Here is a 19,442-nt window from a genome sequence, read left to right as displayed (position 1 = left end):
ATGGTGTAGGGGTTCAGCTGATGGCCTGGGTCACTAGCGCAAATGGGTGTACGCCACCGCTGGCCTGGGGCGGGGTCCCGCGAACCATTTGTGCGACGGTGTCGACCAGCTTCAGCCCGGCTTCTTCCAACCAGGGGGCCAGGCCGCAATCGGACGGAATGTCGATGCGCACGAAAGCATCCGGCACTTGCGCCAACAACACGGCAATCAAGTGCTTGGCCTGCTCTGGATTTTCTGCCACGACCGGGCCGATGCAGCGACCCCGGCCGAAGGGACGCAGAATGGCGAATGCACGCAGTTGTCCATCGCGCTCGATGCCCACGACGTCTTCGACACTGTCGAACAGATCGTTGAGCACGGCACGCCTGTCCAGGCCGCTGCCAGCGTTGGCCAGTTCGATCACGTCGTTTCGATCGGCTTCGGTCAGGCGGCGCACGCGCTCACCGGAGGGCAGGTCCTTGGGGGCAGGGGGGCATACGTTTCCCTGATGCTGCTGGATATGTCCAAAGTCAACGAATCCCTGGCTGACATAAAGGGGCGCGCCGGCCAGCGTCGCATTGAGCATGGCGGTCTGGGAACCGCAGGCTTGGAGTGCCAGCTCCATCAATCTGCGCCCGATGCCCTGGCCCTGGTACTCGTCGCTGACGATCACCAGGCCAATCGTGGCGTAATCACCCTGGGGGCACGTGAATGCCGTACCGATAAGACGACCTTCGTCCTCTGCGACAAAACCCTGCGAGACACGCTGCAGCATGGCCCAGTCTTCCAGGCGGTGGGGCCATTTCAACCGCACGGACAAGGCATGGGCCGCCGCCACATCGGCAGCCGTCATGGGGCGATAGGTATAGACAGGGCGTGGCAAGTTGGACATGACAGATCTCCGTAGGTAAGGGAGCGTGGCCGGTCGGATTTCTCCGCTGAAAGTGTTGGTATCTCACCTGCCGCCAGGCCTGACAAGGGGCGGACATTGATTCGGTAGATTGCATAAGTTGCGGCTTCACGCGCCGCAGTTATTGCTCAAATCGGGCACAGGCTCAGCAGCAAATATCAGCGGATTTTCGTCGGTACTTTTCATCGGCGCAGGGGCCCAAGGGGGTCAATAACAGCGCTGGCGGTCAATCTGGCCGAGCATCGATTCGCCGCGCTGCTGTCGACGGATATTGTCCAGCAACACACCAAAGGCACTTTCGGGTTGGGTCATTGCCGCGATATGGGGCGTCAGCACTATGTGCGGATGCTGCCAGAACGGGTGATCCGGTGTGGCCGGCTCTTGTTGCAAGACGTCGAGCACCGCGCCACTGAGCTGGCCGCTGGCCAGGGCCTCGAGCAGGTCTTCTTCTATCAGGTGTCCACCGCGGCCCATGTTGATCAGGGCAGCCCCCTTGGGCAGCTGTTGGAACAACTGGCGGTTGAGAATCCCTTTGGTCTGTTCGGTCAAGGGCAAGACACACAGCACAATGTCGCATTGGCCGAGGAACGCTGGGAGCTGTTCGTCACCGGCGAAGCAATCCACCCCGTCGATGCGGTGTTCGCTGCGAGCCCAGCCGGACAAGGCGAAACCAAAGGTCTGCAGGGTGGCGAGGATCTGCTGGGCTTGCATGCCGAGCCCCATGACCCCGACCCGACGCCGGGCGGCCGGTTGCAGCAAGTGCGCTTGCCAGCATCGAGCGTTCTGTTGCTGGCGATAACGGAGCATATCCCGGTGCAGGCTGAGCACTGCGAAACTGGCGTACTCGCACATGCCCCGGGTGATGCCCGGGTCAAGTAGACGGACCACCGGCAGGGAGGCGGGCAGGCGATCGAGGTCAAGCTGGTCAACCCCGGCCGACAGGGCGAACAGCACTTCCAGATTTGGAAACAGGGTTTCGAGGTCGTCCGGGGCCTGCCAGGCAGCGAGGTAGCGAATGTCCTTCGGATCACCGATGTCCGGCCAGGCACGCCATTGGATATCCGGAGCGTGCTCGGCGAACAGACGCTTCCATTGTTCACCGCGCACCGGGTCGGCTTTATAAAGCAGGGCCATGGGTCACTTCTCTTGCTGAATAGGGAGCCTCCAGCATGCCCGAGTGGCAAAGCAGGATGTACCGAAAGAGCCTGCGTAATCCCATGACCCTGCGTTGTAGGGGGCGTCTGCCGGCAGATTCCATGGGGCTGGGGCCGGCTGAAGGATTCTGCTGTTTGACGGGGTGAAAACAGTCGATCCGAATTTCCCAGAGGCCAAGTTCGGCTTAGACAATTGCGTCGAACGCTTAACCTGTGGAGCACATCGCAACCGTTCCCGGTTGCCTGGTTCACTGTGGGAGATGCCATGAACAGTAAAGTCGAAGAAACCCCAAGCCTGCTCCGTCAACGCGATCAATTCGTGCCACGGGGGTTGGTCACCGCACATCCACTGGTCATCGACCGGGCCCAGGGGGCTGAAGTGTGGGACGTGGACGGGGCGCGTTATCTGGATTTCGTCGGCGGCATCGGTGTCTTGAACATCGGCCACAATCATCCGAAGGTGATCGCGGCAGTGCAGGCTCAACTGCAAAAGGTCAGCCATGCTTGCTTCCAAGTGGTGGCCTACAAGCCCTATCTCGACCTGGTCAAGCGCCTGTGCGAATTGGTGGGGGGCCAACAGGACTACAAGGCGGCGCTGTTCACTTCCGGCGCGGAAGCGGTAGAGAACGCGGTGAAGATCGCTCGGGCCCACACCAATCGTCCCGCGGTCATTTCCTTTCGTGGCGGTTTCCATGGCCGTACCTTGCTGGGTACGACGCTGACGGGCATGAGCCAGCCCTACAAGCAGAACTTCGGCCCCCTTGCGCCTGAGGTCTTTCATACCCCATACCCGAATGCCTACCGCGGTTTCAGCAGCGAGATGGCGTTGCAGGCCCTCCACGAATTGCTGGCGACCCAAGTCGCTCCGGATCGCGTCGCGGCGATCATCATCGAGCCGGTGCAGGGCGACGGAGGTTTCCTTTCCGCGCCGCCGGAATTTCTCCAGGCGCTGCGGGCCCTGACCGAGCAACACGGCATCGTGCTCATCCTCGATGAAATCCAGACCGGCTTCGGCCGTACCGGCAAATGGTTCGGTTTCCAGCACGCCGGCATTCAGCCGGACCTGGTCACTGTCGCCAAGAGTCTGGCAGGCGGCTTGCCCATTTCGGGCGTGGTGGGGCGTGCGGCTATCATGGACGCGCCATTGCCCGGCGGCCTGGGCGGTACCTACGGCGGCAATGCCTTGTCTTGTGCCGCGGCGCTGGCGGTGATCGACGCTTACGAACAGGAACAATTGCTCGAGCGTGGCCAGGTCCTGGGCGAGCGGCTGCGTCAGGGCCTGCTGCGCTTGCAGGCTCGTCATCCTCGCCGTATCGGAGACGTGCGCGGCACCGGTTTCATGCTGGCCATCGAATTGATCAAAGACGATGAGGCTCGCAGCCCCGATGCCGACTTCACCCAGCGCCTGATCGATCAGGCCAGGATCGGCGGGTTGTTGGTGATTAAGTGCGGGGTGTACCGAAATGTCCTGCGCTTCCTGGCGCCCCTGGTCACCGAAGAAAGTCAGATCGACGAAGCCCTGACCATTCTTGAAGCAGCATTGCAACGCGTGTTGGATTAATCTCGGTTCTCGGTCGGCCCATCTGGAACGGCGGGCCGACCGAGAGCATTTAGCGCATATGGATTGATGAATGCATCATGGGAGGCGACACACATGCACCTGACTGATTATCGTGCGCTGCTGATCGATTGCGACGAAGTCCTGGTCGATCGGGACTCTGGTGTCTGGACGGCCTTGCAACCTTTGCTCGACAACCATCCGGGAACGCCAGGCAGGGAGGCGGTGCTGGCTGAATTCGACGAGGCGGTGCGCGGGCTCTATCCGCGTTTTTCCGAGCTGGGCTTCAGTGGTTTGTTGTGCTTTGCCCATCGCCAACTGGCCGAGCGCCTGGGGCTCAAGGTCAGCTGGGAGGAGGGCATGAGCTTTGCCCGTTCGGCCTGTAACTGGTCGCTGTTCGAAGACGCGCCCGGTGCCATGTTGTACCTGCGCAAGTTCTACCGGTTGCTGGTGTACTGCGATCGTGATGCCGAGGATCGTGACCTGCTGTGCGAGCGCTTGGGCATTGCACCCGAGGACCTGCATTCGCGCGCCAGCAATCCATTGGAGGACGAAGCATGGTTGCTGGAGAACAAGCTCAAGCCTGAAAACATCATGCAAGTGTCCAGGCCGCCTGCGCAGCCGCCTAAGTCGGCTGGCTTGTGCCTCATCCGCCGTGGCCATGATCCTGATAATCAAGAATATTCTGCCGACTTCTACATCACCAGCATGGCCGACCTCGTCGCTCAGCATCAGCTATCTTTGCGACGTTGAATTTGCTAAAACCACTGTCAACCTGAAGACAACCGAGGGGTACCCGATGGAAGGTTTAATCAAACTAGACCGAATTGATATCAGTATCCTTGTTGAACTTCAAAAGGACGGTCGAATGACCAACGTCAGTCTCGCCGATGCCGTGGGCCTGTCATCCAGCCCGTGCTTGCAGCGGGTCAAGCGCCTTGAGTCGGCCGGTTATATTTCCGGCTACAGGGCTCATCTCAACCTGGCCAAGATCACCGACTCGGTCACGGTCTTCACTGAAATCACACTCAGCGACCACAAGCGGGAGGACTTCGCCAAGTTCGAGTCCAATATTCGTTTGGTCGATGAGGTACTGGAGTGCCATTTGATCAGCGGCGGTTACGATTACCTGGTGCGTTTCATGACCTGCAGCATCCAGCATTACCAGGAAGTGATCGAAGGGTTGCTGGACAAGAACATCGGCATTTCCAAGTATTTCAGCTACATCGTCATCAAATCCCCCGTGCTCAAGGATGGGGTGCCGTTGCGTAGGTTGTTGCGTCACTGATACGTCCTGGCGCAAACCCCTCAAACGGGCCTTACGGCCTGCAAGCAGCCCCGGCGCTGCCGGAATCAATGCGCCTTGGCATTGCGTTCCGATCGATTGGCGATGTGACGTCTACCTCTTCAGACACTCCAGAAACGCCGAGAGGTCGTGCGCGATCGCGGGCTTTTCTCATCGGTGCGGTCGCGCAAAAGGGAGCATTTGCTCCCTTTTGCAATTCGATCTTCATAAAAACGTAACACGACTGTTGCAGAGTTCCCCAGCCCGTCATCACAAGGAATCTCTTTCAATGAAAAGTTTGATGAAGTCTGCTGCGCTCGCCGTTACGCTTTCTCTTTGTGCCACTTCGGCAACCTTCGCCGCAGAGAGCGTCCGTCTGACGGGTTCTGGCGCGAGCTTCCCGGCGCCGATCTACCTGACGTGGTTCAAGGATTTCAGCAAGAAATCCGAAGCTGTCACAGTGGATTACCAATCCAAGGGCAGTGGCGCGGGTGTACAGGACTTTCTGAATAAAACCGTCGATTTCGCCGCCAGTGACTCGGCAATGAAGGACGAAGACATCGCCAAGGTGGCCGAAGGCGTGCAGTTGCTGCCGATGACCGCTGGGGAAATCGTGCTGGCCTATAACCTGCCGGGCAATCCCAAGGGTCTGAAGCTGCCACGGGATGTGTACTCCAACATTTTCCTGGGCAAGATCACCCGCTGGAACGATCCGCAGATCGTTGCTGCCAACCCGGACCTGAAATTGTCCGATACGCCGATCACGGTCGTCGTACGTGCGGATTCCAGCGGCACGACCGCTGTATTCACCAAACACCTGGCGACAATCAATCCAGAGTTCAAGCAGGCGCTGGGTGAGGGCAATACCGTCAACTGGCCGGCCAGCGACAAGTTCATCAAGTCGCCGAAGAACGATGGTGTGACGGCGACCGTGCGCCAGACGCCGGGCGCGATTGGCTACATCGAATACGGCTTCGCCAAGCTTGCCAAGGTTGACTTTGCCCAGTTGCAGAACAAGGCCGGCCAGTACGTGGTGCCTAACGCCGAAAGTGGTGCCGAGGCTCTGGCTGCGGTGGAAATGCCAGAAAGCCTGGTGTCCTGGCTGCCTGATCCGGACGGCGCCAAGTCCTACCCGATCACGTCTTACACCTGGATGATCTTCCGCAAGGACAACGGCAATCCGGCCAAGGCCAAGGCCATGCGTGAAATGGTCGAGTACAGCCTGACCGAAGGGCAGAAAATTGCCGATTCGATGGGGTATATCCCGTTGCCACAATCGGTCGTCGACCAGGTCCGTAAAGCGTCCGCCAACATTCAGTAACGCCTGAGGCCTCTCTCGGTGTGTGCTATCAGCCATGCCGGGAGAGTTTTCCCCCTGTTCCGGACGTAGCCAATGAACAAACCCTTTGTCGTACCGGTGAATCCAGACTCCGCCTGCCAACCACCGTCTGCGAAGGACTTTCTGGTTGATCGCACCTTTCGTGGGCTTGCGCGTATTGGGGTGGTCCTGGTTCTGGCGTTGGTATTTGCCCTTGTGTTCGAGGTGGGGCGCAAGGCGCTACCTGGCATGGAAAAGCACGGGTTCGATGTGCTTCTGGGCACTGTCTGGGATGTCAACCAGGGCAAATACGGCATCCTGCCGGCTATCTGGGGCACGCTCTACAGCGCGCTGATCGCGTTGCTGATCGCGGGTTTTTTCGGCGTCAGCATGGCGATCTTCCTGACCCAGGACTTCCTGCCTCCCAAACTCGCCGCCATTTTTCGAACCATCGTCGAATTACTCGCGGCCATCCCCAGCGTCGTCTACGGCCTGTGGGGGATCTACGTGGTGATCCCGGCGATTCGGCCACTGACGACCTGGTTGAACAGCGAGCTCGGCTGGGTGCCTTTTTTTGGCACTTCCTTGAGCGGGCCGGGGCTGCTTCCTGCGGCGCTGGTGCTTGCCATCATGATTCTTCCGACCATTGCCGCTGTTTCGCAGGATGCGCTCACGGCCGTACCGATGAAGACCAAGCAGGCCGCCTACGGCATGGGGACCACCCACTGGGAAGCGATTCTCAAGGTGATGGTGCCGTCCGCTGCCACGGGCATTTTCGGCTCCCTGGTGCTGGGCCTCGGTCGCGCTCTGGGTGAAACCATGGCACTGGCAATGCTGGTGGGCAACGCGAATAACATTTCCCTGTCGTTGTTCGCACCGGCCAACACCCTGGCGGCCTTGCTGGCGCTGAACTTCCCCGAAGCCGGGCCGAACGAGATCGAGGTGTTGATGTATGCCGCACTGGTACTGATGTTGATCACGCTGATCGTGAACATCTTCGGTTCCTTGATCATGATGTACGCCCAACGGGGTAATAAGTGATGACTGACCTCACTGCTGCAACAGACTTGACGGCTCCGGCAGGCGCGATGCCCAGCCTGCAGCGCAAGTTCGAGGGCCGCGCCCTGCGCAGCCTGATCTTGACCACGCTGGTCTGGGGCGGGGCACTGCTGGCCAGCGTGCCGTTGATTTCCGTGCTCTACATGCTGATCACCCGCGGCGGCGCTCGCCTGAACCTGGAAGTGTTCACCGAATTGCCGCCAACCGGCTTCGAGATGGGTGGGGGCTTCGGCAACGCAATGGCCGGTACCTTTGTCATGGTGGGCATCGCGGCGGCAATCGCGGTGCCGGTCGGCATCATGGCGGCGATCTTCCTGGCTGAACTGGGGCCGGACAGCAAGCTGGCGAACGCGGCGCGCTTTGCCGCCAAGATGCTCACGGGGTTGCCCTCGATTCTGGCCGGGGTGTTTGCCTATGCCTTGGTCGTGATGACCACCGGCACTTATTCGGCACCGGCCGGTGGCGTAGCCCTGGCAGTCCTGATGCTGCCTATCGTCGTGCTGACGGCAGAAGAGTCGATGCGGATGGTGCCCAAGATCATGAAGGATGCCGCCTACGGCATGGGCTGCACCCGCTCGCAGGTGATCTGGAAAATCGTCCTGCCGACCGGCATGCCGGCGATCCTGACCGGCGTCATGCTGGCCGTGGCGCGTGCCGCGGGTGAAACAGCGCCGTTGTTGTTCACCGCGCTGTTCAGCAACTACTGGATCTACCACCAAGGCAGCCTCGAGGTCATGAACCCGACGGCATCGCTTGCAGTGCTGATCTACAACTTTTCCGGCATGCCTTTTGACAACCAGCTCGAGCTCGCATGGGCGGCCTCGCTGGTGCTGGTGATGATCGTGCTGGTCGTGAATATCATCAGCCGTATTTTCGGCAAGCCCAAGTATTGAGAACGGGAGCATCTGATCTTGAACGTATCCACTGCGCAAATAGCCGCTCCGTTTGTCACCCAGGCACCTGTAGTCATGGACTGCAAACTGGACAAGATTTTCTACGGCAACTTCATGGCGGTACGTGACAGCCATGTGCCGATCGAGAAAAACAAGATCACCGGGTTCATCGGTCCTTCCGGCTGTGGCAAGAGCACCGTGCTGCGTAGCCTCAACCGGATGAACGATCTGGTGAAAGGTTTCCGTTTCGAGGGCCACGTGCATTTCCTTGGGCAAGACGTCTACGGCAAGGGCGTCGATCCCGTGGTCGTGCGCCGTTACATCGGCATGGTGTTCCAACAGCCAAACCCGTTCTCGATGAGCATCTTCGACAACGTCGCGTTTGGCCTGCGCCTCAATCGCTACAAGGGCGATATAGGCGATCGGGTCAAGCATGCGCTGCAGGGCGCCGCCCTGTGGGATGAAGTCAAGGACAAGCTCAAGGTCAGCGGCCTGTCGCTCTCCGGCGGCCAGCAACAACGACTGTGCATCGCCCGCGCCATCGCCACCGAGCCAGAAGTCCTGCTGCTGGATGAGCCGTGTTCGGCACTCGACCCGATCGCTACCCGGCGGGTCGAAGAATTGATGGTCGAGTTGAAGAAGGACTACACCATCGCGCTGGTCACCCACAACATGCAGCAAGCCATCCGTGTCGCTGACACGACGGCGTTCTTCTCGGTGGATATTTCCCAGGGCACGCGCACCGGCTATCTGGTCGAGATGGGCCCAACGGCGCAGATTTTCGACAACCCCCGTGAACAGATGACCGGCGACTACATCAGCGGCAAGTTCAGCTGAACCACACGTTCGGTCAAGGCCGCATACCTGCATGAAGCCAAATGGATTTGGCGGGCATCCGGTAGACATTTACCAAGCGTTTCCAAGGAGCACCAATGCCAGCTACGCATCGCCTTGATTTGCCTGCGATTGAACGCGCACTGCGGGAAGTGCAGAACCGCTTCGCCGAACTCAGCCGGAATTTCACGGAGCCGCGCGATCCCTTGACTGACGAGGTGCTGCACAATGTGCTTGAAGGTTACGCGTTGATTGACGACTATGTTGCCCGCGGCGTTGACCTGTTTGACCTCCAGCAACTGAACCTGATGCTCGAAATCAACGCCACGGTGCTTTGTGGCCGTGACCCGGTGCGTCGCCTGGAATACGCCCAGCACCTGGCGGCGACCGAGGCGCATTTCTTCAACAACGTTGAGGGAGGCATCAAGGACTTGTTCAATTGGTATTGCGCGTATCGCAGCGAATCCGTCTGGAAGCGTGCGGCAGGTGTCTATGTCCGCATCCTCAGCAAGCCGCAGTTGTTCATCGAAGGGAACAACCGCAGTGGGTCGCTCATCGTCAGCTACCTGCTCATGCGTGCGGGCTTGCCTCCTTTCGTGTTGACGCTGGAAAACGCCAAGGGCTACTTCAACCCGTCATCGGTCATACGCAACTCTGCCAAACATGGAGTCAAGGCGTTGTACGAATTGCCCAAGATCAAGAAAAAATACGCAGCTTTTCTAGAAGAACAAGCGCCTGACCCGATGAAGTTTTTTCTCAAAGACAAGCCACTGCCCGTCTCTCACGGTGGCCATTGATGAGCGGGAATCTTGCGCTCGCCAGATGCAAAGCCTACGGCAGCCGGGTAGGGCAGGCCATCCGCGGCGCGATGCCCATGCCCATGCCCATGCCCATGCCCATGCCCATGCGTCAGCGCGTACGCATTTCGTTTGATATCGATGACACGCTCGCCTGCCAACTCCACCACTGCGCGGTGGAGCACAGCAGGCTGCCGGCCTGCGTTCATCGGTGGCTGGGCGAGCCGTTGCGCAGGGGGACACGCTCCCTGATCCGAGAGCTGCGCCGCCAGGACTGCAGCATCTGGGTCTATACGTCGTCCGGTCGCACGCCGTCCTATATCCGGCGCTGGCTGTTGCTATACGGCATCCGCGTCGACGGTGTGGTCAACAGCGTGCTGCACAACCGCGCACTGACGGTCCATGGGCTGTCGAATGCGCCCTCGAAGTATCCACCGGCGTTCGATATCGACTTGCACGTCGACGATTCCGAAGGCGTGCAGATTGAAGGTGATGATCACGGATTTCGCGTTGTCGTGGTGCAGCCGGAAGATGCGGGCTGGGCGCAGAAAGTACTTGATGCGGTGGCCATCGTCCAGGCGCAGTTGGCTTGGCAGCAGAGGCCAGCCCAGCGAACTTCGTTGCACCGGGTGCCGACTGTTTAACTGAACGGACAGCCCGCCCGTTGCGGCCCTGCAAGAGCGTCAATCGACACCCCCTCCACCGGCTTTCAACACCAATAGATGATAGACGCCGTCTTCCGCTTCGATCCCATGGGTGTCATGGGTAAAGCCGGGAAAGGACCTGTCGAACGCTTCCAGGGCCTTCAGGTAGGCCAGCAACGGTCCATCTGCGGGACCGGCATTTTCGCCCGGCATCAGCAGGGGAATCCCTGGTGGGTAAGGCACGATACCGGTGGCGGCGATGCGCCCGGCGGCTTCCTCAAGCGTCACCTTCTCGATGTCGTTGCGCACCAGCTTTTCGTAGGCCTCGACCGGGCTGAACACGGCTTGTGGCAGTATGCCGAACGCCTGGGCCATGGATGCGGTGGTCTTATGCTTTTTCATGGCGGCAAAAATATCATCGGCCAGGTCCTTGAGGCCCATGCCGGCATAGCGCTGCTGGTTAGCGGTCAGCAGGTCCGGCAGGCACAGCTCCAGCTCGAGGTTTTCGTCATAGTCGCGCTTGAAGTCGAGCAGGGCGTTGACCAAGGTGCCCCATTTGCCTTTGGTGATGCCAATGGAGAACAGGAACAGGATGGTGAAATCGGTGGTTTTCTCCACCACGATACCCTGGTGCCCCAGGTAGGCGGTGACGACGCAGGCGGGGATGCCAACCTCCTGCAGATTGCCGTCGTCCCCCATGCCCGGGCTCAGCACCGAGACCTTGATCGGGTCGAGCATGCAGTAGCCGTCTTCGATGTCACCGAAGCCGTGCCAGACTTCGTTCGGGTGCAACACCCAACAGTCCGGGTCCGTCCTGAGCGTCACCGGGTCGGCGGCATGGAACGGCACCTGTGTGCCGTCAATGTGCACCGATGGCGGCTGCCAGCAGGTGAAGAACCACTCGTCCTTGCCTTGCATCTCATTGTGCATGCGCGAAAGCACCTGGCGGAACGCAACGGCTTCCTCGATGGATTCGCTGGTCAGGATCTGCCCGTTCGGCGCCTCCATCATGGCGGAGCTGACGTCGCAGGACGCCATGATCGCGTAGTTGGGCGAGGTCGAGGCATGCATCATGAATGACTCGTTGAAACGCCCGTGTTCAATCGGGTTACGGCCATTGCGCACATGAATCATTGATGCCTGGGACAGGGCTGCGAGTAACTTGTGCGTCGAATGGGTGGCGAACACGGTCGGCTTCGAATCATCATGGTCGTCGGGGCTGCCATGCATGGCGAAGCGCTCGCGATACAGCGGGTTGAAACGTGCATAGCCGTACCAGGCTTCGTCGAAGTGCAGGCGGTCGACGCTTTGCCCGAGGAGTTCCTCGACCCGGGTGACGTTGTAGGTCAGGCCGTCGTAGGTCGAGTTGGTGATGATCGCATGCACCGGCGTCGGATCGATGCCGGCCTTGACCATCGGGTTATTTGCGATGGCCGCTTTCACCCCTTCGGCGCTCAGTGTCTGCGGCAGGATCGGACCGATGATACCGTAGCGGTTGCGGGTCGGAACCAGGTAGGTGGGCAGGGCGCCGGAGAGGGTCATCGCGTGCTCGGCGGATTTGTGGCAATTGCGGTCGCACAGGGCAACCTGGTTGCGCGTGACGCTGGCCATCAGGATCACGCGGTTGGACATCGACGAACCGTTGGTGACGTAGTAGGTGCGGTGGGCACCGAATACCTTGGCTGCGTAGCGCTCACCCTGGCCAATGGGGCCGCTATGGTCCAGCAGCGAACCCAGCTCGCCGACCGAAATGGACAGGTCCGAACGCAGCAGGTTTTCCCCGAAGAACTCGTAGAACGCCCGGCCGGCAGTGCTTTTCAGAAAGGCCGTACCGCCGGCATGACCGGGCGTATGCCAGGAATATTCATAGGAGCGGGCGAACTTGACCAAGGCACCGAACATGGGCGGCAGGGCCGCTTTGCGGTAGCGCTCGATGGCCGCCAGGATCCGGCCGCTGAGGAATCGGCTGGTGTCTTCCGGTAGCCAGATGAAGTCGTCGGCGTGCTGCATCACCACCAGTGGGATGCTGGACGCGGTGCTGCGATCGCTGATCAGGAATACCGGCACCCGGGTGTTGCGTTCGCGCAGGTTGGTCAGCAGCCTGATGCATTCCTCATGGCTTTCGCTGGCGTCCATTTCCCAACTGAGCAGGACACATTGAATGGCCGGGTCGGCATTGAGGATCGACGTTGCGTCGCCGAGGGATTCCGACACCAGTACGCTGATAGCGCGCTGTTCCACGTCACTGATCAACTGATTCAGGGCGCGGCCGAACACTGTGCGCTTGTCGGGGGGGCTGCTGACCAGCAGGGTGAGCATCCCGAGCGTGTGCGTAGTTTCCGTCATGATTGAACCTCCAGGATGCCTTTGTTCAAGTGGTTGACCGGTACGGGTTCGCCCGTCAGGTGCCGGGCACTGACGGTTTGCGTCGGTACGCTGTTGTTGAGCGCTTCAAGGCGAATGAGCCGGTTGTTGACGAAGCCGAACAAGGTGTAGCCGAAAATGGTTGCCACGCCGCCGAGCATCAGTGCCTGTTCGCCTGAACTGTAGAGCGCGAGGTAGCTGTAGGCCGCAGCGACCCAGGCAATGATGTTGGTCACCAGTGCCTTGCCAGGCGGGACGTTGGAAACCTTCTGCATGGTCATCAAGGCGGCCATGGAAAGGATGTAGGGCACGAGGTTGGTGACCACCGCGAGGTTGACGAGGATGTCGAATTGCTTGCTCAGATCCGGGCTGATGGTGAGCAGCGCCAATGCCGTCTGCGCCGCGAGCAACACCAGCATGCCGGCAATGGGCGTACCGGCCTTGTTGGCTTTGGCAAAGATCGCCAGGAAGTATCCGGTGTCGGCGGAGCTCTTGTAGACTTGGGCAATGGTGAACTGCCAGCCCAGCAAGGAGCCGATGCACGCCAGCACCATCAACGCCATCACGATGTTCCCGACCAGCGGGGTGAACATCTTGGCGAAGACCAACCCGAACGGTGCCGTGGATGCGGCCAGTTCCGGATTTTCGACGATCCCGGCGATAATGTTGGTGGACGCGATATAGAGCACTGCCGCGCCGAGCGTGCCGCCAAGCACGGCAATCGGTACGTTCTTTTCGGGGTTTTCTACCGCATCGGTATTGGCGCAGGCCGACTCCAGTCCGAGAAATGCCCACAGCGTAATCGCCACGGAAGCCCCCGCTGCGTCGTACCAGCTTTTGTCGTGGGGGTTCCAACCGGCGGCATAGACACTGCTGTCGAACCAGAACCAACCAATGGTCGAAACCAGGACCACCGGTGCAATGACGCCCCATACGGTGACGGCGCCTATCCGACCGGTGATCCGTGCACCGCCGAAGTTGGCGAAGGTGGTGATCCACAACAACGCGATGGTTGCCAGCCCCACTTGCAATGAATCCAGCTTGAGTTGGAACAGCTCTTGGATATAACCGACGGCAGTGATGCTGATCGCTACGTTGGCAATCAACAACGACAGCCCGTAGGTGTAATTGGTGATGTAGTTGCCGGCCTTGCCAAAGGTGTATTCGGCATAGCCTCCCATACCGCCTGTCTTGCGGCTGAGCATCCCGCAACGGGCGAACGCATAGGCAAGCGCCAGGGAACCGGTGGCGGTGATGAGCCAGGACAGGATCGAGATACCGCCGACTTCGGCGAGTTTGGTTGGCAACAACACAATGCCGGACCCCAACATGTTAACAGCGGTCAACATGGTTAATTGCACCACCGTCATTTTCTTAGCGACTGACATTCCGTGCCTCACTTAATGCGGGGGGAGGAACATTAGCTATAGCTAAGGACAGGGAAGTAGCAAGTGCGCCTTAATTGTTTCTCTGACATCTAACAGTTGGTCAAGCTTGTTTTTATGTGTTTTTTAAAGCGTATTGCAAACATATCGACTAAACATTCGCACTGCTCATGAAGCTCATCACCCCGAAATCATTATGTTTCGTCGGCCAGGCAATTAATGAAAAACCGCGACTCATTGTATTTGCGATGGGATAGCTAATAGCGGTTCATGGCTGGCACCATTTTCTTCAAACGGTGCGGTAACCGGCGCCGGAACGGTCGCAGTCGGGGTCAGCTATCCTGATGATGAATCATCGGTTGTGCGCGTCGGTAACCGGCGCGCCAAGCCCAGCATCAGTAGCGGCACCAGGGCCATCGACAATGCGATGGCCAGCACCAACAGGTCGTGCAGGCGCTGATCGATCAGGCGCTGCTCCAGCGCGAGCTTGAACACCACAAAGGCAAACTCGCCACCCGAGGCCAGCACCACGCCAAGGCATATCGCCCCGGCCCGGTCGAGGCCGCCAGTCCAGCGCCCGAGGCCCACCAGGATCGGCAACTTCAGGCCCACCAGCAGCAGCGTCAACCCGAGCACCACCCAAGGCTCGGCCATCAACAGGCGCAAGTCCATGGACATGCCTACACCGACGAAGAACAAACCGAGCAACAAACCTTTGAAAGGTTCGATCTGGGCCTCCATTTCGTGCCGGTATTCGGACTCGGCCATCAGCATGCCAGCCAGGAACGCCCCCAATGCCATCGACACCCCGACGTGTTCCATGATCCAGGCGGTCCCCAGCACCAACAGGAGCGCGGTGGCGGTGGAGACTTCCCGCAGCCCCGAGCCCACCGCCCAGGTAAAGGCCGGTCGCAACAGAACGCGGCCACCGACGATGATCACGGCAATACCGGCGATTACCGCCAACACCGGCTTGAGCCCGGTTTCGGCGGGCGCGCCGCTGTCCGCGGCGCCGAGCAGGGGCACTAGGGCAATCAGTGGAATGGCGGCGATGTCCTGGAACAACAGGATGGCGACCGCCAGGCGGCCATGGGGGCGGCCCAGCTCCTTGCGTTCGGCCAGCATCTGCAAGCCGAAGGCGGTGGAGGACAGCGCCAGGCCAAAACCAATCACGACCGACACCTGACGCTCCTGGCCGAGCAGCAATGCCACGCCGCCGATGGCCACGCCACTCAGCAATACTTGCAGCAGTCCCACGCCAAACAACGCCCGGCGCATCATCCAGAGTCGTCGTGGCGACAGCTCCAGGCCGATGATGAACAGCAGCATCACCACGCCAATCTCCGAGAGCCGACTGACGTTTTCGGCATTGCTCACCAGGCCCAGTACCGAAGGCCCGATGAGCACCCCGGCCAGGAGATAGCCGGGCACGGCGCCGAGCCGCAGGCGCTGGGCAAGCGGTACCAGCAGGACCACCGCCAACAAGAACATCACGGTGGCTTTGAGCAGGCTTCCGTCATGAGGCATTGGATGTTCTCCTATCCGTAGCGTTGTTCCTGTGGGAGCAACGCTTGCTTGCGATGGCTGCCCGGTTATCCCAACGCAGGCATGGCGGATCGACGACGGTCGAGCCAGTGAACGATCAGGCACGCGTACAGCGTCACGGCGATGAACAAACTCATGCGCACGGCAAATGCGGTGTAGACGTCCTTGCCGGCTGCGCTGTCCTGGACCGATTGACCGAGCAGGATGATCATCGTCATCAGGGTACTGAGCCAGAAGCCGGGGCTTTGCCACGTGGGCCGCAGGCCATACAGCCTGCGGCCCAGCAATAGGACCACCAGCAGCGTCCACAAAAAGAACATCCACAAGTGCACGAACAGGCTGAGGGCACACCAGACCCCGACCGCCAGCAACCCGCCCAGCAGCGTCGAGCCGAGCAACTCGCGTCCGGCATGGCTGGCGGCGGTCGTGGAGCTTTGCTGGCCCAGGCTGACGGCCTTGAGGATGATGGGCAGGTACTTGGTGGGTTCGATCAGGGCGAGCAGGAACGTGGGCAGCACGATCAAGGTTGCGCGCAGCGCGATGCGGCCGATCTCGATGGGGGATGTGCCCGGTGGTGCGGGCGGCGCTGGCGCCTGGGTGGGCTCGGGAAACAGCCAATGACTGAAGGACAGCGCCACGACTGCCAGGAGCAATCCCTGGACCAACGCGCCAATGACCATGACCGCGGAGCCGAAGTCGGCGGTGCCAGCGGCGGAAATCATGGTCAGGCCCATCACCAGGAAAATCATGACCAGGGCATTTCCACCTTGCAAGCCATAGCGGAATGCCAGGAACAGGCCGAGCCCCACCAGCAGGACGCCGCACAGCGGGTAGTAACGCAGGATCGGAATCAACAGCAGCCCGCAGCCGGTGGTCAGGATCGCCACCAGGACCAGCTTCAGGCAATCCTTGGCGGATAACGGCCGGTGGCTCATCGCCAGGATCAAGGCGAGGACCGGCGCGAGAAAGGGAATCGGCAGGTCCAGGCCGAAGCTGATCGCCAGGCTCGATGCCGTGCCGCACGCCAGGCGTAGCGTCCGCTGAGCACGTACGCCTCGCTTAATAGGCATAGGACAGCCAACTCATCAACCACAGGAACACGCGGCCCAGGGGGTTCAACGGGTTGCCCTGGGATGGAAACGCCATGACTTCCGCCTGCCCACCCGCACGCACCACGCCGAGCGTGCGCAGCCGCTCACGGGCGTCGGCAGAGAACTCGATGATCACCGGGAAGCGTTGCGCCGGACGCAACCAGTCACGGCTATTGCGCACGGTGGGCAGGGTGCCGGGCGCGGTGCCCTGGCCGACTTCGACCCCGTAGCCGATGCTGCGCACCCGCCCTTGCAACACTTCACCGGGCAAGGCGTCGAGCACGATGGCCACCGGCGTGTCGACGGTTACTCGGCCGAGGTTGTTCTCGGTCATGTCCGCGCTGATCCAGACATCGTGGATGGCGATGAGGGTCATCACCGGTGTACCCGCCGCCGCAAAATGGCCGACATCGGTGCGCAGGTCGGTGACCAGGCCGGCGGAGCGCGCGCGAACCTGGCTGTTGGCCAAGTCCAGTTCAGCCTTCTCCACGGCACTGGCGGCGCTGCGCAGCAAGGCGTTGGTTTCGTCGCTGCCGCCTTCCTGCTCACGCGCCCGTTGCACCTCGGCCCGCGCCGCGGCGACCTGGCTGGTCGCCTGCTCACGGGTGGCCCGGGACACTTCAAGCACGCGCACGGAAATGGTTCCCGGATCGGCCCGGTACAGCCCCTCCAGGCGCTGGTTGTCCTGCCGTGCCTTGAGTTCGTTGGCTTGAGCGGCGCGTAACGACGCCTGTGCCGAAGCGATGCCGGCGGTGCTCGCGCCGATCTGCCGGCGGGTGGATTCCAACTCGGCGCGGGCCCGGTCGACGGCGATCCGGTACGGCAACGGGTCCACTTCAAAGAGCAGCTCGCCGGCGTTGATATCCTGGTTGTTGCGCACGTTGACCCGAGTCACCCGGCCGGCCACCTCGGACGCCACCGGAATGACGAAGGCCCCGACGCGGGCTTGTTGTGTATAGGGTGTGAAGCGGTCCGACAACAAGTACCAGGCCAGGCTCAACACGATCACCAGCAGCACCCATTTGATGCCTTTGTTCACGGGGGCGGCCTCGGCGCCTGGGGCCGGAGCGGGGGACGGCGCTTCAGTCATGGTCGGTTACCTTGATCGGGGCCGCGGGAGGCGGCAGGGCGGAGGTCGGATGGCTGAGCAGGTCGCCCCAGTCGGAGCGCCGTTCCATTTGCTGTCGAGTCTTTGGGTCCACCACAGGCTGGCTGTTCTGCCAGCCGCCGCCCAGGGCTTTGTACAGGGCGACCAGGTTGCTCACGGCGTCGCTGCGGCTGATCAGATAGTTGTCCTGCTGCTGCAACAGTGCGCTTTGGGCGTCCAGGACCCGTTGGAAATCCGAGTAGCCTTCGCGATACCAGGTGTTGGCCAGTACCAGCGAACGTTGAGCCGCCAGGGCGGCTTGGCGCAGGATGCGCTCGCGTTCGAGCGCCTTGGTCAGCCCGGTGGCGGCGTCGTCGGCCTCCCGCGCCGCCTGGCGGACCTGGTCGCGGTAGGCTTCGATCAATTGTTGCAGGCGGGCATCCTGGACCCGCACGTTGTTGCGGATCTGGCCATGGTCGAACAGGTTCCAGCGCAAGCTGGGGCCGCCGACCAGGTCCAGGCTGTTGGAGGTGCCACTCAGCGAGTTGGCTGACCAGACGATGCTGCCCAGCAGCGTCAGCGACGGATAGAGGTCGGACTCGGCCACGCCAATCAATGCCGATTGCGCGGCGACGTTGAGCTCTGCGGCTCGCACGTCCGGGCGACGCAGCAACAGGTCGGCCGGCACGTCCTGCAATACGGCCCGGTCCACCAGCGGGATCAACCCGGTGCTTTCAACCCGCAAGGGCAGGGCACCGGGTGGTTGGCCGATCAATGACGCCAGCGCATTGCGCGTGCGGGCCGCCTGGTCTTCCAGGCTCGGAATGCTGCTGGACGTGCCCAGGTACTGGGTCTTGGCCTGTTGCACGTCCAGTTCGGCAATCTGCCCACTGGCGAAGAGTTTTTCCGTGATATCGAGGTTGCGTTGCTGCTGCGCCGCGTTTTCCCGGGCTACCTGCAGTCGGGCTTCAGTGGTGCGCAAGGCGAAGTAGGTGGTGGCGACCTGCGCGCGCAACAGCACCAACGCATCCTCATAGTTGGCCTGGGCGGCGAAATAACCGGTGTCCGCGGACTCGATGGCACGGGCGAAACGCCCCCAGAAATCCAGCTCCCAGCCGATATCGTAACCGGCGCTGTATTGCCAGAAGTGACTGTCCTGAGGATTGTTGCCTCCGGATTGATCCCGCTTGGCGTACAGCGTGTCGGCGCTGGCTTGCTGCAGTTGTGGATAGCGTTGACTTTGCGCGATGCCCAACTGCGCCCGCGCCTCCATCACCCTCAAGCCGGCAATTTTCAGGCTTGAGTTGTGGGCGTCCGACTCAGCGATCAGGCGGTCGAGCGTCGGGTCGTTGAACACCCGCCACCACTGGCGCAGGTCCGGGTTGAGCTGCCGCTGGCTGGCGCGCGCGATGGCTGGGCTGTCCCAAGTCTTTGCCCAGGGTTCGCCGGGCGGCTGGAAATCCGGGCCCAGGCGGGTGCAGGCGGCGGGGAGCAGCACGCCCAGCAACAACGCGACGTCACGCAGTGAGGCGCGCATGG

17 protein-coding genes and 1 pseudogene are annotated in these 19,442 nt (G+C 61.1%); 9 read left to right on the top strand and 9 right to left on the bottom strand.

Annotated elements, in window-relative coordinates; all coding sequences use genetic code 11:
• Positions 1 to 13: 13 nt before the first annotated feature.
• Positions 14 to 871 (bottom strand): GNAT family N-acetyltransferase, encoded by an 858-nt coding sequence (locus tag ACMTA2_RS18410; RefSeq protein WP_413791149.1) that lies wholly within the window; start codon positions 869 to 871, stop codon positions 14 to 16.
• Positions 872 to 1,096: 225 nt separating this feature from the next.
• Positions 1,097 to 2,023, bottom strand: coding sequence for a 2-hydroxyacid dehydrogenase (locus ACMTA2_RS18405; protein ID WP_413791148.1), 927 nt, complete (start codon positions 2,021 to 2,023; stop codon positions 1,097 to 1,099).
• Between the two features lie 285 nt (positions 2,024 to 2,308).
• Between ACMTA2_RS18405 and gabT the strand changes: the two genes are divergently transcribed.
• The 9 genes from gabT to ACMTA2_RS18360 all read left to right on the top strand — a co-directional run bounded on the left by gabT (position 2,309) and on the right by ACMTA2_RS18360 (position 10,431).
• Positions 2,309 to 3,604, top strand: coding sequence for a 4-aminobutyrate--2-oxoglutarate transaminase (gene gabT / locus ACMTA2_RS18400; protein WP_413791147.1), 1,296 nt, complete (start codon positions 2,309 to 2,311; stop codon positions 3,602 to 3,604).
• Positions 3,605 to 3,697: 93 nt separating this feature from the next.
• Complete coding sequence (locus tag ACMTA2_RS18395; RefSeq protein WP_413791146.1) at positions 3,698 to 4,354, top strand: HAD family hydrolase; 657 nt, start codon at positions 3,698 to 3,700, stop codon at positions 4,352 to 4,354.
• A gap of 46 nt (positions 4,355 to 4,400) precedes the next feature.
• Positions 4,401 to 4,889 carry an Lrp/AsnC family transcriptional regulator gene (locus ACMTA2_RS18390; protein WP_008146530.1) on the top strand — a complete coding sequence of 163 codons (489 nt, stop codon included), beginning with the start codon at positions 4,401 to 4,403 and terminating at the stop codon, positions 4,887 to 4,889.
• Positions 4,890 to 5,175: 286 nt separating this feature from the next.
• Positions 5,176 to 6,207, top strand: coding sequence for a phosphate ABC transporter substrate-binding protein PstS (gene pstS, locus ACMTA2_RS18385; protein WP_413791145.1), 1,032 nt, complete (start codon positions 5,176 to 5,178; stop codon positions 6,205 to 6,207).
• A 72-nt stretch (positions 6,208 to 6,279) separates the two neighbouring features.
• The gene (gene pstC, locus ACMTA2_RS18380; protein WP_413791144.1) at positions 6,280 to 7,245 is read left to right on the top strand and encodes a phosphate ABC transporter permease subunit PstC; all 966 of its coding nucleotides are present in this window, start codon (positions 6,280 to 6,282) and stop codon (positions 7,243 to 7,245) included.
• A complete protein-coding gene (gene pstA / locus ACMTA2_RS18375) occupies positions 7,245 to 8,156 on the top strand; it encodes a phosphate ABC transporter permease PstA (protein ID WP_060742349.1) in 912 nt (303 codons plus the stop codon). Before pstC ends, pstA begins: the two co-directional genes overlap by 1 nt.
• A 75-nt stretch (positions 8,157 to 8,231) precedes the next feature.
• Positions 8,232 to 8,993 carry a phosphate ABC transporter ATP-binding protein PstB gene (gene pstB / locus ACMTA2_RS18370; RefSeq protein ID WP_016774591.1) on the top strand — a complete coding sequence of 254 codons (762 nt, stop codon included), beginning with the start codon at positions 8,232 to 8,234 and terminating at the stop codon, positions 8,991 to 8,993.
• Between the two features lie 95 nt (positions 8,994 to 9,088).
• Positions 9,089 to 9,787 carry a hypothetical protein gene (locus ACMTA2_RS18365; protein WP_413791143.1) on the top strand — a complete coding sequence of 233 codons (699 nt, stop codon included), beginning with the start codon at positions 9,089 to 9,091 and terminating at the stop codon, positions 9,785 to 9,787.
• A 77-nt stretch (positions 9,788 to 9,864) separates the two neighbouring features.
• Entirely contained in the window at positions 9,865 to 10,431 is a 567-nt protein-coding gene (locus tag ACMTA2_RS18360) for a hypothetical protein (RefSeq protein WP_413795683.1), read from the top strand.
• 39 nt (positions 10,432 to 10,470) lie between these two features.
• Here ACMTA2_RS18360 and ACMTA2_RS18355 read toward each other — a convergent pair whose 3' ends face one another.
• The 7 genes and pseudogenes from ACMTA2_RS18355 to ACMTA2_RS18325 form a co-directional block, all read right to left on the bottom strand.
• Entirely contained in the window at positions 10,471 to 12,777 is a 2,307-nt protein-coding gene (locus ACMTA2_RS18355) for an Orn/Lys/Arg family decarboxylase (RefSeq protein WP_413791142.1), read from the bottom strand.
• Entirely contained in the window at positions 12,774 to 14,183 is a 1,410-nt protein-coding gene (gene potE / locus ACMTA2_RS18350; protein WP_413791141.1) for a putrescine-ornithine antiporter, read from the bottom strand. The genes ACMTA2_RS18355 and potE overlap by 4 nt, the downstream gene beginning before the upstream one ends.
• A gap of 160 nt (positions 14,184 to 14,343) precedes the next feature.
• Positions 14,344 to 14,445 (bottom strand): annotated as a pseudogene (locus ACMTA2_RS18345) (DUF2950 family protein); the annotation flags it as partial.
• A 71-nt stretch (positions 14,446 to 14,516) separates the two neighbouring features.
• Entirely contained in the window at positions 14,517 to 15,707 is a 1,191-nt protein-coding gene (locus tag ACMTA2_RS18340) for a monovalent cation:proton antiporter-2 (CPA2) family protein (RefSeq protein WP_413791140.1), read from the bottom strand.
• 65 nt (positions 15,708 to 15,772) lie between these two features.
• Positions 15,773 to 16,795 carry a DUF2955 domain-containing protein gene (locus ACMTA2_RS18335; protein ID WP_413791139.1) on the bottom strand — a complete coding sequence of 341 codons (1,023 nt, stop codon included), beginning with the start codon at positions 16,793 to 16,795 and terminating at the stop codon, positions 15,773 to 15,775.
• Positions 16,785 to 17,906 carry an HlyD family secretion protein gene (locus tag ACMTA2_RS18330; protein ID WP_413791138.1) on the bottom strand — a complete coding sequence of 374 codons (1,122 nt, stop codon included), beginning with the start codon at positions 17,904 to 17,906 and terminating at the stop codon, positions 16,785 to 16,787. Before ACMTA2_RS18330 ends, ACMTA2_RS18335 begins: the two co-directional genes overlap by 11 nt.
• Positions 17,899 to 19,440: an efflux transporter outer membrane subunit gene (locus ACMTA2_RS18325; protein ID WP_413791137.1), complete on the bottom strand. Its 1,542-nt coding sequence runs from the start codon at positions 19,438 to 19,440 to the stop codon at positions 17,899 to 17,901. The genes ACMTA2_RS18330 and ACMTA2_RS18325 overlap by 8 nt, the downstream gene beginning before the upstream one ends.
• Positions 19,441 to 19,442: the final 2 nt, after the last annotated feature.

Origin of the sequence: Pseudomonas medicaginis (assembly GCF_965119365.1) — a bacterium.
In the GTDB taxonomy this organism is placed as follows: domain Bacteria; phylum Pseudomonadota; class Gammaproteobacteria; order Pseudomonadales; family Pseudomonadaceae; genus Aquipseudomonas.
The sequence above is the reverse complement of the archived record's forward strand: the minus strand, read 5'-3'. Positions and strand labels throughout refer to the sequence as shown.

Bases quoted from the DNA above. Each gene is read 5' to 3' on its own strand.
- ACMTA2_RS18410 (WP_413791149.1), bottom strand. From the start codon at position 871: ATGTCCAACTTGCCACGCCCTGTCTATACCTATCGCCCCATGACGGCT.
- ACMTA2_RS18355 (WP_413791142.1), bottom strand. From the start codon at position 12,777: ATGACGGAAACTACGCACACGCTCGGGATGCTCACCCTGCTGGTCAGC.
- pstB (WP_016774591.1), top strand. From the start codon at position 8,232: ATGGACTGCAAACTGGACAAGATTTTCTACGGCAACTTCATGGCGGTA.
- ACMTA2_RS18335 (WP_413791139.1), bottom strand. From the start codon at position 16,795: ATGCCTATTAAGCGAGGCGTACGTGCTCAGCGGACGCTACGCCTGGCG.
- ACMTA2_RS18395 (WP_413791146.1), top strand. From the start codon at position 3,698: ATGCACCTGACTGATTATCGTGCGCTGCTGATCGATTGCGACGAAGTC.
- ACMTA2_RS18360 (WP_413795683.1), top strand. From the start codon at position 9,865: ATGCCCATGCCCATGCCCATGCCCATGCCCATGCGTCAGCGCGTACGC.
- ACMTA2_RS18325 (WP_413791137.1), bottom strand. From the start codon at position 19,440: ATGCGCGCCTCACTGCGTGACGTCGCGTTGTTGCTGGGCGTGCTGCTC.
- ACMTA2_RS18330 (WP_413791138.1), bottom strand. From the start codon at position 17,906: ATGACTGAAGCGCCGTCCCCCGCTCCGGCCCCAGGCGCCGAGGCCGCC.
- pstS (WP_413791145.1), top strand. From the start codon at position 5,176: ATGAAAAGTTTGATGAAGTCTGCTGCGCTCGCCGTTACGCTTTCTCTT.
- pstA (WP_060742349.1), top strand. From the start codon at position 7,245: ATGACTGACCTCACTGCTGCAACAGACTTGACGGCTCCGGCAGGCGCG.
- gabT (WP_413791147.1), top strand. From the start codon at position 2,309: ATGAACAGTAAAGTCGAAGAAACCCCAAGCCTGCTCCGTCAACGCGAT.
- potE (WP_413791141.1), bottom strand. From the start codon at position 14,183: ATGTCAGTCGCTAAGAAAATGACGGTGGTGCAATTAACCATGTTGACC.
- pstC (WP_413791144.1), top strand. From the start codon at position 6,280: ATGAACAAACCCTTTGTCGTACCGGTGAATCCAGACTCCGCCTGCCAA.
- ACMTA2_RS18390 (WP_008146530.1), top strand. From the start codon at position 4,401: ATGGAAGGTTTAATCAAACTAGACCGAATTGATATCAGTATCCTTGTT.
- ACMTA2_RS18365 (WP_413791143.1), top strand. From the start codon at position 9,089: ATGCCAGCTACGCATCGCCTTGATTTGCCTGCGATTGAACGCGCACTG.
- ACMTA2_RS18405 (WP_413791148.1), bottom strand. From the start codon at position 2,023: ATGGCCCTGCTTTATAAAGCCGACCCGGTGCGCGGTGAACAATGGAAG.
- ACMTA2_RS18340 (WP_413791140.1), bottom strand. From the start codon at position 15,707: ATGCCTCATGACGGAAGCCTGCTCAAAGCCACCGTGATGTTCTTGTTG.